General features: G+C 32.2%; 13 protein-coding genes and 1 other RNA gene. 3 read left to right on the forward strand and 11 right to left on the reverse strand.

The genetic code is table 11. The features are described 5' to 3' along the window. Nucleotides 1–60: 60 nt before the first annotated feature. The 9 genes from H964_RS12040 to H964_RS01570 all read right to left on the reverse strand — a co-directional run bounded on the left by H964_RS12040 (nt 61) and on the right by H964_RS01570 (nt 11,656). Nucleotides 61–2,034, reverse strand: a complete 1,974-nt coding sequence (locus H964_RS12040; protein WP_083931416.1) for a response regulator — start codon at nt 2,032–2,034, stop codon at nt 61–63. Then, the gene (locus tag H964_RS01535; RefSeq protein WP_011916661.1) at nt 2,035–3,849 is read right to left on the reverse strand and encodes a histidine kinase; all 1,815 of its coding nucleotides are present in this window, start codon (nt 3,847–3,849) and stop codon (nt 2,035–2,037) included. Nucleotides 3,850–3,995: 146 nt separating this feature from the next. Continuing rightward, complete coding sequence (locus H964_RS01540) at nt 3,996–6,248, reverse strand: glycoside hydrolase family 3 C-terminal domain-containing protein (RefSeq protein ID WP_039764154.1); 2,253 nt, start codon at nt 6,246–6,248, stop codon at nt 3,996–3,998. 194 nt (nt 6,249–6,442) lie between these two features. After that, nucleotides 6,443–7,447 (reverse strand): AraC family transcriptional regulator, encoded by a 1,005-nt coding sequence (locus tag H964_RS01545; protein ID WP_039764156.1) that lies wholly within the window; start codon nt 7,445–7,447, stop codon nt 6,443–6,445. Nucleotides 7,448–7,551: 104 nt separating this feature from the next. Next, nucleotides 7,552–8,727: an MFS transporter gene (locus H964_RS01550; protein ID WP_039764158.1), complete on the reverse strand. Its 1,176-nt coding sequence runs from the start codon at nt 8,725–8,727 to the stop codon at nt 7,552–7,554. A gap of 263 nt (nt 8,728–8,990) precedes the next feature. Beyond that, nucleotides 8,991–9,395, reverse strand: a complete 405-nt coding sequence (locus H964_RS01555; protein ID WP_039764160.1) for a MerR family transcriptional regulator — start codon at nt 9,393–9,395, stop codon at nt 8,991–8,993. Nucleotides 9,396–9,536: 141 nt separating this feature from the next. Further along, nucleotides 9,537–9,950 (reverse strand): (R)-mandelonitrile lyase, encoded by a 414-nt coding sequence (locus tag H964_RS01560; protein WP_039764162.1) that lies wholly within the window; start codon nt 9,948–9,950, stop codon nt 9,537–9,539. Between the two features lie 19 nt (nt 9,951–9,969). Continuing rightward, on the reverse strand, nt 9,970–10,500 hold the full coding sequence (locus H964_RS01565) for a flavodoxin (protein ID WP_039764165.1): 531 nt from the start codon (nt 10,498–10,500) through the stop codon (nt 9,970–9,972). Between the two features lie 13 nt (nt 10,501–10,513). After that, nucleotides 10,514–11,656, reverse strand: coding sequence for an aldo/keto reductase (locus H964_RS01570; protein ID WP_039764167.1), 1,143 nt, complete (start codon nt 11,654–11,656; stop codon nt 10,514–10,516). Between the two features lie 387 nt (nt 11,657–12,043). Here H964_RS01570 and smpB point away from each other — a divergent pair, with 387 nt between their 5' ends. Further along, nucleotides 12,044–12,520, forward strand: coding sequence for an SsrA-binding protein SmpB (gene smpB / locus H964_RS01575; protein ID WP_011916654.1), 477 nt, complete (start codon nt 12,044–12,046; stop codon nt 12,518–12,520). Further along, nucleotides 12,521–12,886, forward strand: a transfer-messenger RNA (tmRNA) gene (gene ssrA, locus H964_RS12045). It begins immediately after the preceding gene. 138 nt (nt 12,887–13,024) lie between these two features. On the opposite strand, the gene H964_RS01580 is transcribed toward ssrA, so the two are convergent. Then, complete coding sequence (locus tag H964_RS01580; RefSeq protein ID WP_039764172.1) at nt 13,025–13,324, reverse strand: hypothetical protein; 300 nt, start codon at nt 13,322–13,324, stop codon at nt 13,025–13,027. A gap of 352 nt (nt 13,325–13,676) precedes the next feature. Here H964_RS01580 and H964_RS13470 point away from each other — a divergent pair, with 352 nt between their 5' ends. Continuing rightward, nucleotides 13,677–13,865 carry an ATP-binding protein gene (locus H964_RS13470; RefSeq protein WP_442855701.1) on the forward strand — a complete coding sequence of 63 codons (189 nt, stop codon included), beginning with the start codon at nt 13,677–13,679 and terminating at the stop codon, nt 13,863–13,865. A gap of 73 nt (nt 13,866–13,938) precedes the next feature. Here the strand turns inward: H964_RS13470 and H964_RS01585 are convergent. Further along, nucleotides 13,939–14,566, reverse strand: a 628-nt coding sequence (locus H964_RS01585; protein ID WP_237738160.1) for a TOPRIM nucleotidyl transferase/hydrolase domain-containing protein, incomplete at its 5' end; no start/stop codon positions are given.

Here is a 14,566-nt window from a genome sequence, read left to right on the forward strand (position 1 = left end):
AATACAATTTCTCAATTACCAATAATTGATTTATATACTTAAATCATTATGAAATTATCTTTAAGCCTTTATAGCCCCTGCCACCATTCCACTTATTATTTTTCTGTTGAAGAATATAAACAATATTAATGGAGGTATAGAAATCAAAACAACATCCGCAAAGAGTAAGTTCCAAGATGTATTGTATCTACTCATAAAATTATATAAAGTTAATTGAACTGTTGGATTTTCAGCACCTGGTAAAAAGTAAAGAGGGTTTACAAAATCATTATAAATAGATATTGAAGATAATATTACTATTGTGGCTGTAACTAGCTTTAACAAAGGAAATATTATTCGGAAAAATAGCTGATAGCTATTACAACCATCTATCAGTGCGCTTTCGTCTATCTCTTGAGGAATTGTTGATAAGAAATTACTATAAAGCAGTGTTGCAAACGGCAAACCTAAAGCAACTTCAATCAAAACAATCCCTGGCAGAGTTTTGAAAAGTCCTAATAATTTTAATATCCATATTGTGGGAACAACAGATGGCGGAAGTATTAAACCAATTAAAATCAAAAAACTTATAAATGTCATAGTTTTATTTTTTCTCCTTTGTATTATAAATCCTGTCATTGATGCAACAAAAACTAAAACTATCACTGAAAATACTGTAATCAATGTACTATTTATAAATGCTCTGACAACAACTCCATCCTGTTCAGCTAAAACTGATTTATAATTTTCTATTAAAAGCACCTGTTTAGGAAAACTCAAGTCTAAACTTGCTGCTTCGCCTTTACTCTTCACAGAGTTAATGAATATAAAGAAGAATGGGATACCATAAATTATTAATACCAAAGCTAAAGCAATAACTTCTGCAATACTTCGCTTTATTTTCTGTGCTCTCATAATTCCACCTCGCTTACTTGTAGATATCAATTCATCTAAGATATATTCAATATCATATCTTTTCATTTCTGAATTTAATTGTTCTGCTGCAAATATTATTACATTGCGAAATAAACTACTAACTATAATAAGTGGAACTTTTTGTTCTTTCAATTTATCTAAAACTCTCTCTAATTCCTTTTCTAAACTCTCTACCATCAAATTTGAAATATAATATGAGAATTTCTTTTCAATTTCTCTTTGATTAATATCACTTTCTTTACTTAATAAAGTACTGCTACTATTATTTGGGTTGTAGTGTATAATTTGTGTATATCCAAGTACAATATTTAAATCCAAAAACCTTAAAGTTTTCATAAGCATGTCTTTTAACTGAAATAATTCAAAGGAATAATCTACAATCACACTTGTAAAATAAAGTCCTCCGTCTTTTTTGCTCTCAAAAATTTTTTTAAATAACTCAACTACTGTCAGTTTATTACCTGTATCTGGCGTTATTAGTATTAACTCTTGGTCATCTCGTCCAAAAAACTGCCAATATAAAGCATTTTCAAATTTAGACGGACTAATTTCCGATGCTGTTTCAAAATTAATTTCGTTAATAAATTTTGTCTTTGAAGAATACTTGAGAGGAATACCTCCTTCTCTCAATATGCATAAGAAATATTTATCCCATGGTAGAAACTTTTTTATTTCTTTCTCATCTATTTTGATATCAGCTATTATTTTCTTTAATAGTAATATTTGTTTGTCATAATATTTCTTCTCTATTTTTTCTTTCAAACGATTTAAGAGATTAACAAAACTATCCACATCTATGGGTTTTAAAACATAGTCACAAACTCCCTCGCGAATTGCTCTCTGGGCATATTCAAAATCCTTATATCCGCTTATTAAAACATATTCAATATCAGGAAACTTAATTTTTGCCTTTGATACAAGGTCAAGTCCATTACAAAGAGGCATTTTAATATCTGTTATAACTATATCAGGCTCACTTTTCTCTATTTTTTTTAATGCCTCCTCACCATCTTGAGCAATATCAGCTATCTCAAAGTCTTTTGAATATTCTTGAAATATTGTCAACAAATACTTAATTGCTGCTGGTTCATCATCAACAATTAAAACTTTTAGTCTCATTTATCTTTCACCTTCCTCACGATTTACTTCAATCTCACCACCCAACAATACAACAGCACCACCATTTTCATTACTATTACCTATATCAAAAACAAATTTATTTTTATAAAATATCATCATCCGCGCATATGTATTTAAAAGTCCAATTTTACCAATCTCAAATCCTTCTATTTCTTCGTTATAATTGAAACTCCTTTTGATATTTTCAATTTCTCTTTTAATGTTTATAAGTGCTTCATCATCAAAACCTTGTCCATTATCTTTTACCTCAACGTACCACCAGTTATCCTTTTCATACCCTTTAATCCAAACCTTCATTTTATCAGTTTTGTTCTCAAAACCATGAGCAAACGAATTTTCTACAATCGGTTGTAAAATAAGCTTTGGAACCCTTTGATTTAAAACCTCTTCTTGAAATTCCATAAAATATTCTAATTTATCTTCATATCTTTTTTTCATAAGATTCAGATAATTTCTAACATGCTCAACCTCGTCTTTTAATGTAGCAATTCTACTACTTGCTGAAGTTGAATATCTAAGCATTGAAGCTAAACTACTGCAAATTTCGCAAATCTCTTTGTCTTTGTTAAGCAAACCCCTGTGCGAAATGATATTAAGTATATTGTAAATAAAATGGGGATTGACCTGAGCTTGCAGCGCTTCAAGATTTGCTTTCATCTGTAATAACTTGTATTTCATTTCTTTATTTATTGCTTCATTTAACCTATCTAATAAATTCTGAAAGGCTTTATTTAATGCTTTAATTTCATCATTTGTATTTTCCAATACAATTCTTTGGCTAAGATTATTTATGTTAATTTTGTCCACTTTACTCTTGAGCTCGCGAATAGGTTTGGTAAATTGGTTAGTCATAAAGTATATAAAAAAGAGTGAAATAAATATAATAAGTAATCCAAAGAGCAAAACAGAATTTCTACTAATTTTTAATGGGCGTTCAATCAATGTTCTATCAAAAATTAAAAAAATAGCAATTTTTTGTTTAGGTAAATATCTTATCGCTATTAGTTCATTGTCATTTTTATCAAGACTGCTAAAATCTATTTCTACATTAGTAAATTTGCTTAAAAGTTTATAATAATCTTTCATCTCTGTTTCTGATATATTACGTGCATAAAATACATTTTTATCAGCTGTCATTAATATTTTTACATTTTTTAAAGATTCATCATTAAAAATATTCTCTATATTCGAATACAACATTTGAACCTCTATGTAACCTAATCCGTTTTCATATCCACCTAAGAAACGCACTTTTGAAAAAACTTTCACATTTTTATCATCACGCCATGGGTCATAATATTGAGGTATTATTATATTTCCTTGCACTTTTTCTGACAAGGTAAACCACTTTGTTTTATTAATCAACTGGTTTACCCTGTCCTCCTGAGGAAATGGAGACTTAAAATTACTTGTAATAAAATCCCCCTTCTTATTAAAATAGCTTACTCTATAAAACCTTCTAATTATAAGATAATTATAAAGTATTCCTTCGATTGTTTTTTTTGCTTCATTCACGTATACTAGATTACTATTATTCTTTCTATTCAGTGCGTTAAGTGTTATTGTTGATTCTACAAAATCATTGTTAGATATCAAAAAGTCTATTATAAAATCCATTTGATTCAATAAACTTGAAACTTCTTGTGCAACCTTGTCTGAAACTGCATTTAATTTTGCTACAACATCTTCCTCCATCACGCGAAGATTATATGTATAGAATGCAATGCCTACAATAAATGCCAAAAATATAATTAATAGCGAATAAGCTAAGAATAATTTTTTACTAAAACTCATAATCATCACCCATTTCTTTTGTTAAAAATTTTTCACTAATTTTATTATAACATCTATAACCTATCCATCTCACATAGAATAATTTACTATCATTTCTAAACAAAAAAGGCTGCATAATAGCAGCCCCAGCAAACTTTTTATTTCATTTACTGCTTATTTAACTCCCTGAGCCACATTTCAATTTTTTCTTCACTAATCAATCCTCGAGTAAATGAAACCAAGCTCCTTAAAGGAGTTTGCAATAGAAACATCATAATCGTATCATCAGCATTTGAAGAAGAAAAATTAAAACTCTTTTTAATCATTTCAACAATTTCATTATAAATTTCTTTACCTTTAGGGTCATCTTTTAAATCATATAAAATTGTATTTCTTGTATATGTTTTTGGCAATTTTCTCAGGGATTTTACATATACTTTCTCACTCAAAACAATATCTCTTGAAGATTTTCCAACCAAAATATTATACTCACCTTCTTCAACATACCAATCTTGAACATCCACTTCATAATATGCAAAAGCTCTTTTATCAAGGGTAAATTCTATCTCTTTTACTTCACCAGGTTCTAAGTAAACTTTTTTAAATGCTTTTAATTCCTTTTCTGGTCGCATTACATTACTCTCTTTTTTGCTTACATATACTTGAACAATCTCTTTTCCTGCTATTTTTCCACTATTTTTGACTCTAACAAAAACTTTCAAAATTTGATTTTCATCTAACTCTTTTTTATCCACTCTAATGTCAAGATAATCAAATTTAGTATAACTCAATCCATATCCAAATGGGAAAAGCACATCCATTTCTTTTTTATCATAATATCTATAACCAACAAATAGCCCTTCGCGGTATTCAACTCTATCTTTTTCACCTGGGTAGTTTAAATGTGCTGGATTGTCGCTAAGTTTTATTGGAAAAGTTTCGGCTAACTTACCACAAGGATTAGCAATTCCGAATAAAAGCTCAGCAATAGCTTTACCAACGCCTTGGCCTGCTAAATAACATTCAAAAATACCTTTTACTTTATCTATCCATGGCATTTCAACTGCCGAACCATTCATCAATACAACTACAACATTGCTATTTTCTTTAAGAACTTCATTTATGATTATATTATGTCCGTCTGGTAATTTTAAATGCTGCCTATCAAGCCCTTCAGAATCAAAACTTTCTGGAAGACCTGCAAAGATTACAACAACATCAGACTTCTTTGCTACTTCTTTTGCTTCTGAAATATAATTGACATTTGTCTCGCCAGTTTGCAAATCATAACCCTGGGCATACAAAACTTTTGCCTTGTCTCCTACAATATTCAATATCTCATCAAGAGGAATAGATAACTTTGTTGGATTTAGATGAGAACTACCACCACCCTGATATCGTGGCTGTTTTGCAAAGCCGCCAATGATTCCAATTGTGCCTTGAGCTTTTAAAGGCAAGATGTTATCCTCATTCTTTAAAAGTACCATGCTTTCTCTTGCAACTTTAATTGCTAATTCATGATGAGCCTCTTTATCATAAGTAAAACCTTCTTTTTTATTCTCTACTGCCTTAAAAACTATTTTGAGTATTCTTTCCACAGCTCTATCAAGTACTTCTTCTGAAAGCTTTCCACTTTTCACTGCCTCTACAATCTTTTTATCATCTATGCCTCCGTTTCCTGGCATCTGCAGATCAAGTCCTGCTTCTAAAGCTTTTACTCTATCATCAACTGCTCCCCAATCAGAAACAACAACCCCTTCAAATCCCCATTCTTCTTTTAAAATCTTTGTAAGAAGATACTCATTTTGAGTACAATATTCACCATTGACTTTATTGTATGCAGCCATTACTGTCCATGGCTTTGCTTCTTTTACGGCCTTCTCAAAACTTGCAAGGTAAATCTCTCTAAGTGTTCTCTCATCAACCCTTGCATCCACTACAAGCCTTCTATACTCCTGATTGTTAGCAGCAAAGTGCTTTATTGATGTCCCTACTCCTTGGCTTTGCACGCCTTTAATAAACGAAGCTGCTAATTCGGAAGACAAGAGCGGATCTTCTGAATAATATTCAAAATTCCTTCCACATAGCGGGGTACGTTTAATATTTACACCAGGTCCTAAAAGAATTGAAACTCCCTCGGCTTGGCACTCTTCACCAATTGCCGCCCCAACTTCTTGTAACAAACTCCTATCCCATGAGCTTGCCATACAAGCTGCTGTTGGAAAACAGGTGGATGGCACAGTTTCATTCAAATTAAATCCATTAGATTTTCTTACTCCATGGGGACCATCTGTCATTATTATTGAAGGAATGCCTAATCTTTCAATAGCTTTTGTGTGCCATGCATCAAACCCTGAACACAAGCTTGCTTTTTCTTCAAGGGTCATTTTTGATATCAACTCTTTTATTTTATCTGACATTTTCTAAAGCCCCCCTTGGATTTATTTCTGGGTTGTAATTGTGTATTTTTTAATAGTTACTAAATTTATATTAAACCTTTTTTGTCTGTTCGATATTTTCTATGTTATTTGTTCTTTTCTGAAATACAATAAAAAATAGGACCTGCACCATCTCTTTATAAGTCCGTTAAAATAAGATTCTTGAACATATCATTTCAATTTGACATCTGCTTGTATTTACTTACTAAACTCTCTAACCTTTTAAATATTTCTAGTGACAATGTCATGTCTTCAAAAATATTCAAATAACTAAAACAACTTTTATCGCCTATTGAGAAAGTTCTGTACATTTTTCTAAATTGAGAAGGAGTCATATTATAGTGTTCCTTAAAGCACTTAATTAATAATTTTTCATCAGAAAACCCATTTTTTAGTGCTATTTCTATCAATGACAAATCAGTATTTAGAATGTCTTTTACAGCATGTTCTAATCGTTTTTTGGTTATATATTCTTTCAACGTTATACCAACATTATTTTTGAAATATTTTGATAGATATGAGAGGCTTAGATGTTCCCTTCTTGCTATTTCATTAACAGAAATAGTGTCATAATTTTCATCGATAAGTTTAATAATTCTTTGCAATCTTTCTCTCTGGCATTCCTTTTTCTCTTCCAAAGAGATTTTTTCACAGTTATCTTTAAAATAAGAAGTCAGTAAATATAATAAATGATATAATTTACTTTTTATTTCAAGCCCTACACTTTCATCTTTTTTATTATGCAGAAGCATAATTTCAAGCACAGATTTCTTTATTTCATTTACTTTATCAACATCAAACTTACTCTCAGGAATTGACAACAGTGAATTAAATGTGATTTTCTCAACACCCGTATTTTCTTTAATAAAACGCGGGGATATTTGAAGAACAAGAATGATACCACTATTACTCAAATATGTTGTATGAATTTCATTGTAGTTAACTAATAATATATCTTCACTACCTAATTTATATATCATTCCATTCTTGACAACAGTCACATTACCACAAACAACAAAAATCAACTCCAACGCTTCGTGCCAGTGATGTTGAATAAACGGAAGATTGTGATAAAATATCTTTAAAGGCAATCTATCATCAAAGTCTATAACCTCGTAAATGCATTTTTGAGCAGTTGAATCCTTATCTCTTTTTTGAGTTTGAATATTAACTACAAACATAAATACTTTCACCATTTGTTAAGGTTTCTAAATATATTATACAACATTTTTTCATCTTACCAAAATAAATTTGTAAATGTATTATAAAAATCAGAAAGAATTTGCTACAAACCTTCTGCTTTTTTATTTAACTGATAATTTAATAGCTCTGTAAAAAGCGTCAAAATAAAAAGCAAGATCAGCAGATATAATGGTAACACATAAACTCCAATCATTGATATAACAATTCCAAATAGCAAAGGAGCAAGTGCGCTGCCCAAATATCCGGCAGCCATTTGCATACTTATTACAATGTGCGAAATATCTTCACCAAATCTTTTTGGCGTTTCATGCATCATTGTTGGGAAAATAGGTGCACAGCCAAAACCAATTAGTGCAAAACCAAATAAGTATATCATTTGTGGAACATCTGTTAATAAAACAAAAATACCAGTGAATAATAAAGCCAAGGATAACCTGATAATTTTTTTACCGCTCAACTTCATGCTCACAAATCCAGACAAAATTCTTCCTATTGTTATTCCAAAGAAAAAGGAAGATGTTCCTTTTGCAGCAATAGAAGGAGAAATATGCTTGTAATTTACTAAAAAACTGCTTGCCCACAACCCTGTCGTGGTTTCAATAGCACAATAGAAGAAAAATGTAATTATTGATATTGCTGCACTTGCAAACAGCAATGATTTTTTGCGCTCATTTTTCCTAATATTTGAGCTTTTATTATTATTGTCTTTTTCATATATATTCCACACCGGAAGCAAAATAAAAAATAACGTTGCTAACAAAAGTTGAAACGCCGAAACAACTAAATATCCCTTTCTCCAACCCTCTGGATATACTATAAAAATCGAAATTATATAAGAACCTAAAGTTGTCCCAACACCCCACAACGAGTGCAGCCAATTCATATGTTTTGCCTGATAATGCAAAGCTACAAAATTATTCAAAGCTGCATCAATACTTCCTCCTCCCAAGCCTATAAGTACTGCACTAAGGCCCAGGAAAACAAATGAAGGTGCATGTGAAAAAGTAAATAGTCCAATAGAAGAAAATAAGGTACTTATAACAACAATTTTACCTGTTCCTATTTTCTTTACGATAAATGGGTTTAACATGCTTGAAACAACAGTGGAACATGTTATGGTCAAAGAAATAATACCAGCCGTATAAACTGGCAAATTCAAATCGCTTCTTATAACAGGCCAAGCAGCGCCTAACATTGAGTCAGGTAAGCCTAAACTAATAAACGATATGTAAATAAAAGCTAATAAAAGTATGGCCATTTTTGTGGCTTAGTTTATCTATGATACTGCTATTTATAAACTAAGCCTTTACCCTCCTTTCAATTGCCCAACCAAGTTTGGTGTAAACAATGTTAGTTAATTGAGTTTTTTCCTCATATCTAATGTCAGATTATACAATTTTAACATTAACGTTTCATTGAAATATTTGTCATAAAAATTCTAACTTTTTGTTGGATTTTTGAAATTCAAATTTTAAAATTATCCTGTATAGCTAAAAGCAACCAAACAGATTATTTGAGACCCTAATCCATTAAGCTTCTATTAAAATTCAACTTCATCAAATCCTTCTCTACAGGAACAATTTTTGATTCATAATCTTTAATTTTGTAATTTAGCTTCTCCAAAGCCTTTTTTATCTCTTCCATTCGCAAAATAAGTTTATCTCTTTGTTTTATCAAAAGTTGCCTTCTTTGCTCTATTGTTTCATCACCTCGGTGTAGAAGATTTACATACTCAAGTAGTGTCTCAATTTCAACCCCAGCCTTTCGCATACATAGTATAAATTCAATCCATCTGCAGTCTTCTTCTGTATAATACCTAATTCCATTTTCATTTCTTTTTGCTTTAGGTATCAAACCAATTCGCTCATAATATCGAAGTGTATGAGCTGAAATACCATATTTCTTGCTAACTTCTGTTATTGTCAATATTTACACACCTCCTAAATACCTATTTTAATTCATTGTTAGCAAACAAACAAAACAAAAAAATAGGCTCCTTTAAAAAGAGCCTAAACTGAATAATTTTTTAATAATTTACATATCAAAGCAAAAACTTTACTGAACTTTTCACTGCTCAGATTTAAGTTGAAAATAGTATTCATCATCAACAGGTTCCAACCATTCTACTTCGCCTTTATCAGGGTTTGTTGTAATGGCAATATGAGAAAGAAAATTATCTGGCATTGCACCATGCCAGTGTTTCACATTCGGCGGAATTACAACAACATCCCCTTCTTTTATTATCTTTGCAGACTTTCCTTCTTCTTGATAATACCCTTTTCCACCAGTAACTAATAAAATCTGTCCACCTGGGTGCCTGTGCCAATTATTCCTTGCACCTTTCTCAAAAGTAACATTATAAATTGCACAGTTCATAGTTTTATCATAAGCTACTAATGTTTCAACCCAAACGGTTCCAATAAAATAGCTATTTTGGACTTTAGTACCTAATGGAAAAATTGGTTTTTTAGCTCCATCCATTTGAATCCTCACCTCTCTTTTAAGTTAATAAACCAAGCCTTGATAACCAGTTTTGAATATCATTATCAGCTTGGTTAACACTGCTCCCTCTAATAGCTAATCCTGGCAATACATTTGCTTTTGGGCACAGTTTTTTTATATCCCTTTCACTGCTCCCAAGTCCACTTCCTTCATGTGTGCAAAATGGAGCGATGGTCTTTCCTGCAAAATCATAAGACTCTAAAAAAGTAAATACTGCCATTGGCATTGTTCCCCACCAGTTAGGATAACCGAGGAAAACCACTTCATATGGGCTTATATCCTCGAGTTCATTTGCAAGTTCTGGTCTGGCATTTTTTCTTTTTTCTTCCTTTGCTACTTCTGTCATTTCGTAGTAATCTTCTGGATACTGTTTTGCTGGTTTAATCTCGAATAAATCACCACCCGTTAATTTTTGTATTTTTTGAGCTACTATTTCTGTATTTCCAATCGGCAAGTTTGTAATTCTGCCATTGAGATAATTGTTCCCTTTACGAGAAAAATAGGCGATGAGAATTTTGGAATGAGCCATTGTCTGCCCCTCCTCATTTCACCTCTGTCAGTTCACTGTTAACTTTTTTAAGAAGGGAAGGAATTTCTAATCTTTGCGGACACTTACTAAGGCACTCCCCACACTCTTTGCAAAAAGATGCAGCTGTCTTTTGTCCCTCAAGCCATTTGTATATTCCTCTTCCACCTTTCCAATCTCCAAACATAACAGTTTCATTATACAGTCTGAAATTTTCGGGAATATCAACAGCGCTTGGACACGGCATGCAGTAGCCACATTCTGTGCAGTTTATCACTGCAAAAGACCCCAGTGTCTTTCTTGCTTCCTCAATCATTTTCAAGTCTTCTTCAGTCAAGTTGTTGGGGGTTACATTTTTCATGATTTCAACATTCTCTTTCACATGTTCCAAAGTGCTCATTCCACTTAGTATAACAGAAACCTCCGGAAAGTTTCCAAGCCATCTTAAACTCCACTCTACTGCAGACCAGTTTTTCCCACTTCTTTTGAAAATATCTTGCACTTTCTGTGGAAGCTTTGCTAATTTCCCACCCTTTAATGGTTCCATTATCACTACTGCAAGTCCCTTAGAAGCAGGGTACTTTAAGCCTCTGACGCCTGCCTGGTAGTTGACATCCATGTAGTTTAATTGGATTTGGCAAAAATCCCATCCATCATAACCATCCACTATCTCTTTAAATGTGGGGTATTTGTCATGGAAGGAAAACCCTGCAAATCTTATTTTCCCTTGTGCCTTTGCTTTTTCAAAGAATTCGAAGAACCTCAAAGCCTTTATTTTTTCCCATCTTTCCTTGTTGAGAGCGTGCATAAGGTACATGTCCACATGGTCAGTTTGAAGTTTTTCCAGCTGCTCATCCAAAAATTTCTCAAAATCTTCGTGTTTTTCGACTTGCCATACAGGAGACTTGGTTGCAAGGAAGACCTTTTCTCTGTAACCATTTTGCAAAGCTTTTCCAACTACCTTTTCGCTGTTCCCTCCATGATATGGATATGCAGTATCAACGTAGTTCACACCATGTTCGATTGCAAACCTTATCATCTCTATTGCCTTTTCTTCATCTATTTGAGATGCATCTTCACCAATGATAGGAAGTCTCATCGCACCAACGCCAAGAAGAGATGTTCTCATGCCTGTTTTCCCAAAATCTCTGTATTGCATTATTTATTCTACCTCCATTATCAATCTTTGTTTTCAATTTTCTTGTTTAAAATTATATCTGTTAGAGTTAACTATAAGTCAAGAGAAATAAACCATACATTGTAGAAATTAATAGAATGATTGTTCTGAAATAAAAAAAGCAAACTCTTTGGATATTTAAATAATATCGAATATAAAAAATGTTGAGAATGGCAAAATAATGGTTCTTGATTATTTGAAACCAATGCAATATTAGATAAGGTAAAAGATAAGAGAGGAAAAACTTGAAGAGAAAGCTAAAATTGAAATAAGCAGATGGGACTGAAAGTTGACAAATTGCTATAACTAATATATAATAAAAGTTTGCAAAGAAATATAAATTGCAACCAAACGTAGGAGTTGAATTAAATGGCTGAAAAGAATAAACAAGACGATATAAAAGTCATTGCAACAAATCGCAAAGCCTATCATGATTATTTCATTGAAGAGACAATCGAAGCAGGAATTGAGCTAAAAGGCACTGAAGTAAAGTCTGTGCGCCTTGGTCATGTAAACTTGAAAGACAGTTTTGCCAGGGTTGAAAACGGTGAGGTTTTTCTCTACAATATGCACATAAGCCCTTACGAAAAGGGCAACATCTTCAACGTAGACCCTATGAGAGACAGAAAACTCCTTCTTCACAAGTCTGAAATAAACCGCTTAGCAGGTTATGTGCAACAAAAAGGTTACACTTTAATCCCATTGAAGATTTACCTCAAAAGAGGTAAAATAAAAGTAGAGCTTGCAGTTGCAAAAGGTAAAAAACTTTTTGATAAGCGTGAAGCAATAGCAAAAAGAGATGCTGAGCTTGAGATAAGAAAGAAGATGAAGGAATATTTAAGATAAGGGGGCGTGTTTTGGAATTCGACGGGGGCAGTCGGATTCCAAATAGCGGGTAGTGGTTTTCTCGGTACCACTATAAAAAACCGATAAGAAAAATAACTGCAGACAAAGCTGAACTCGCTTTAGCTGCCTAAAGCGCAGCTAACGTCCGCCGGAGGTGCCCACAGCCTCCGAGCCGGGCGCCAACCCACGTGGGGCACCGAAAGTAAGGTCGCCTGAGCCTTACTTTTGGGTCAAATCTCAGGCTGGGGAAGAAAAAGCCTGTCAGTGGGCGTTTTCTTCCCGAGAATTTAAGTACACTGACTGCACCCGGAGAAGTTTGGGGTTCGATGCCTTCGGACGGGGGTTCAAATCCCCCCGCCTCCACCAAAATTATCTTTTCTCAAACATATATTTGGTAGTAAAACATATAGATAATCATAGGCGAGTTTGGTGCTCGGTTTTTTTCGTTGTGATTGTGGCAATATTAAAAGAATAAAATAGCTCTAGTCTGTGGGAAATGAGAGATTATTTTATCCTTACTATATGAAGTGGTACATTAATGCTTTTTATTATTTCCTCAGGAGTTTTTTCTGCAATATAGATTTTTCTGGACAATTTTTTAATATTATCACTAACACATAAATTAATTTTCTCTTCGATGAGTTTTGAAATTTCTTTTTCAGAATATTTATGTGATACTAAAAATAAGAATGCATTCAGGATATGATCAATATAATCTACATACACTATAAGATAAGCCTTTTCTTCTTTTGGATTATAAATAGTAGGATCTTTTAATGTTTCTTTAAAAAGATCAATTTCCATTTAAAACCCTCCTAAAACTTCATTTTAGAACTATATTATTTTACTGCCTCAATAAAAAAAATCCTTTCCGAAACAAACAAAATTTTGTATCCCTAAATAATTTTTAATTTCTCCCAAAACAAAAAAGCAAAGTGCTGCGTACCAACTCCGCCCAATAAATCCACTATTCGTCAGCATATCTCTAGTTACTTTGAGATTAGACCTGTATAAAAAGTACAGGCTGGTGGTGGTACATGGACAAAGCAGGAAAGATGAACTAAAACCAGAGATTTAACCTCCCAATCTGAGCAAGGTTAAGTTGGTAAAGTCTTCACACATATAAAGTTAACTACCATTTTGTACCATATAGAAATTGGGATTACCTGAAGCAGGTAAGATTAACCAAGACAATGATAAAAGGGAAATAATTACTACAAATAAAGTATTTGATAAGTGGCTAAGAATATTCTACGCTCCACTTGTAGCTATGTCTCTTTTAAATAGACTTGTTTATTATTGTAATATTGTGGTTATCAAGAGTAGAAATTACAGAATGAACTAAAGAAAAGTGCGATAATTGCTTCATTTTTTATAGTTCAACTCAGCAATTATAGAGTGTACGCAACAATTTTTACTTACTGTATTTCATTTTGCCTTAAATAGTGAATAATTTCTCTTAAAATTTCGAAAATTTCGTTTTCAAATCCTTTATTTTTCAATAAGTATTTAGTTAGCTTAAAAGCAATTGCGGGCTTTGTCCATCCTTCCAAAAATTTTTCAAATAATCCTTCATAAGCTTTAGATAACTTCGAATTTGGCTCTAATTGTTTAATCTGTTCTTCTAGGATAGAGAATTTTTGCTCTTTCATTTTCTCAATTACTTGCTGTTTTTTCTCCTCATCTTGAATACGGAGGACGTTTTCGTCGTTCTCTATATTGGTTATTATTACGCTTTCCAAAAATTTTTTGATTATCTCTTTCTTATAATAATGTTCAAATTCTCCCTTTGATAAAATAAATATACCATATCTTTTAAAATCTTCCGTATCTTCGTTAAAAACTTCTTTAATCAACTCTTTTAATTTTGGTTTAAAACTAGTTTCAAAATCTGGATCTTTATCGATCATTGCCACCACCTTTTTGTTCCCCAAAATTTTCGCAGCAAATTTAAAATATTTAGGAATGCTATCCTTCCCACCAACATTGATTACCGATATGTTTTGCATATTTAAGTCAAAAAAGCTAGACGGATTATCTTGATAT

The organism is Caldicellulosiruptor sp. F32 (genome assembly GCF_000404025.1).
Lineage (GTDB): Bacteria > Bacillota > Thermoanaerobacteria > Caldicellulosiruptorales > Caldicellulosiruptoraceae > Caldicellulosiruptor > Caldicellulosiruptor saccharolyticus.

Excerpts from the sequence above, each read along its gene's own strand:
- H964_RS12040 (WP_083931416.1), bottom strand. The coding sequence starts at position 2,034 with ATGAGACTAAAAGTTTTAATTGTTGATGATGAACCAGCAGCAATTAAG.
- H964_RS01535 (WP_011916661.1), bottom strand. The coding sequence starts at position 3,849 with ATGAGTTTTAGTAAAAAATTATTCTTAGCTTATTCGCTATTAATTATA.
- H964_RS01540 (WP_039764154.1), bottom strand. The coding sequence starts at position 6,248 with ATGTCAGATAAAATAAAAGAGTTGATATCAAAAATGACCCTTGAAGAA.
- H964_RS01545 (WP_039764156.1), bottom strand. The coding sequence starts at position 7,447 with ATGTTTGTAGTTAATATTCAAACTCAAAAAAGAGATAAGGATTCAACT.
- H964_RS01550 (WP_039764158.1), bottom strand. The coding sequence starts at position 8,727 with ATGGCCATACTTTTATTAGCTTTTATTTACATATCGTTTATTAGTTTA.
- H964_RS01560 (WP_039764162.1), bottom strand. The coding sequence starts at position 9,950 with ATGGATGGAGCTAAAAAACCAATTTTTCCATTAGGTACTAAAGTCCAA.
- H964_RS01565 (WP_039764165.1), bottom strand. The coding sequence starts at position 10,500 with ATGGCTCATTCCAAAATTCTCATCGCCTATTTTTCTCGTAAAGGGAAC.
- H964_RS01570 (WP_039764167.1), bottom strand. The coding sequence starts at position 11,656 with ATGCAATACAGAGATTTTGGGAAAACAGGCATGAGAACATCTCTTCTT.
- smpB (WP_011916654.1), top strand. The coding sequence starts at position 12,044 with ATGGCTGAAAAGAATAAACAAGACGATATAAAAGTCATTGCAACAAAT.
- H964_RS01580 (WP_039764172.1), bottom strand. The coding sequence starts at position 13,324 with ATGGAAATTGATCTTTTTAAAGAAACATTAAAAGATCCTACTATTTAT.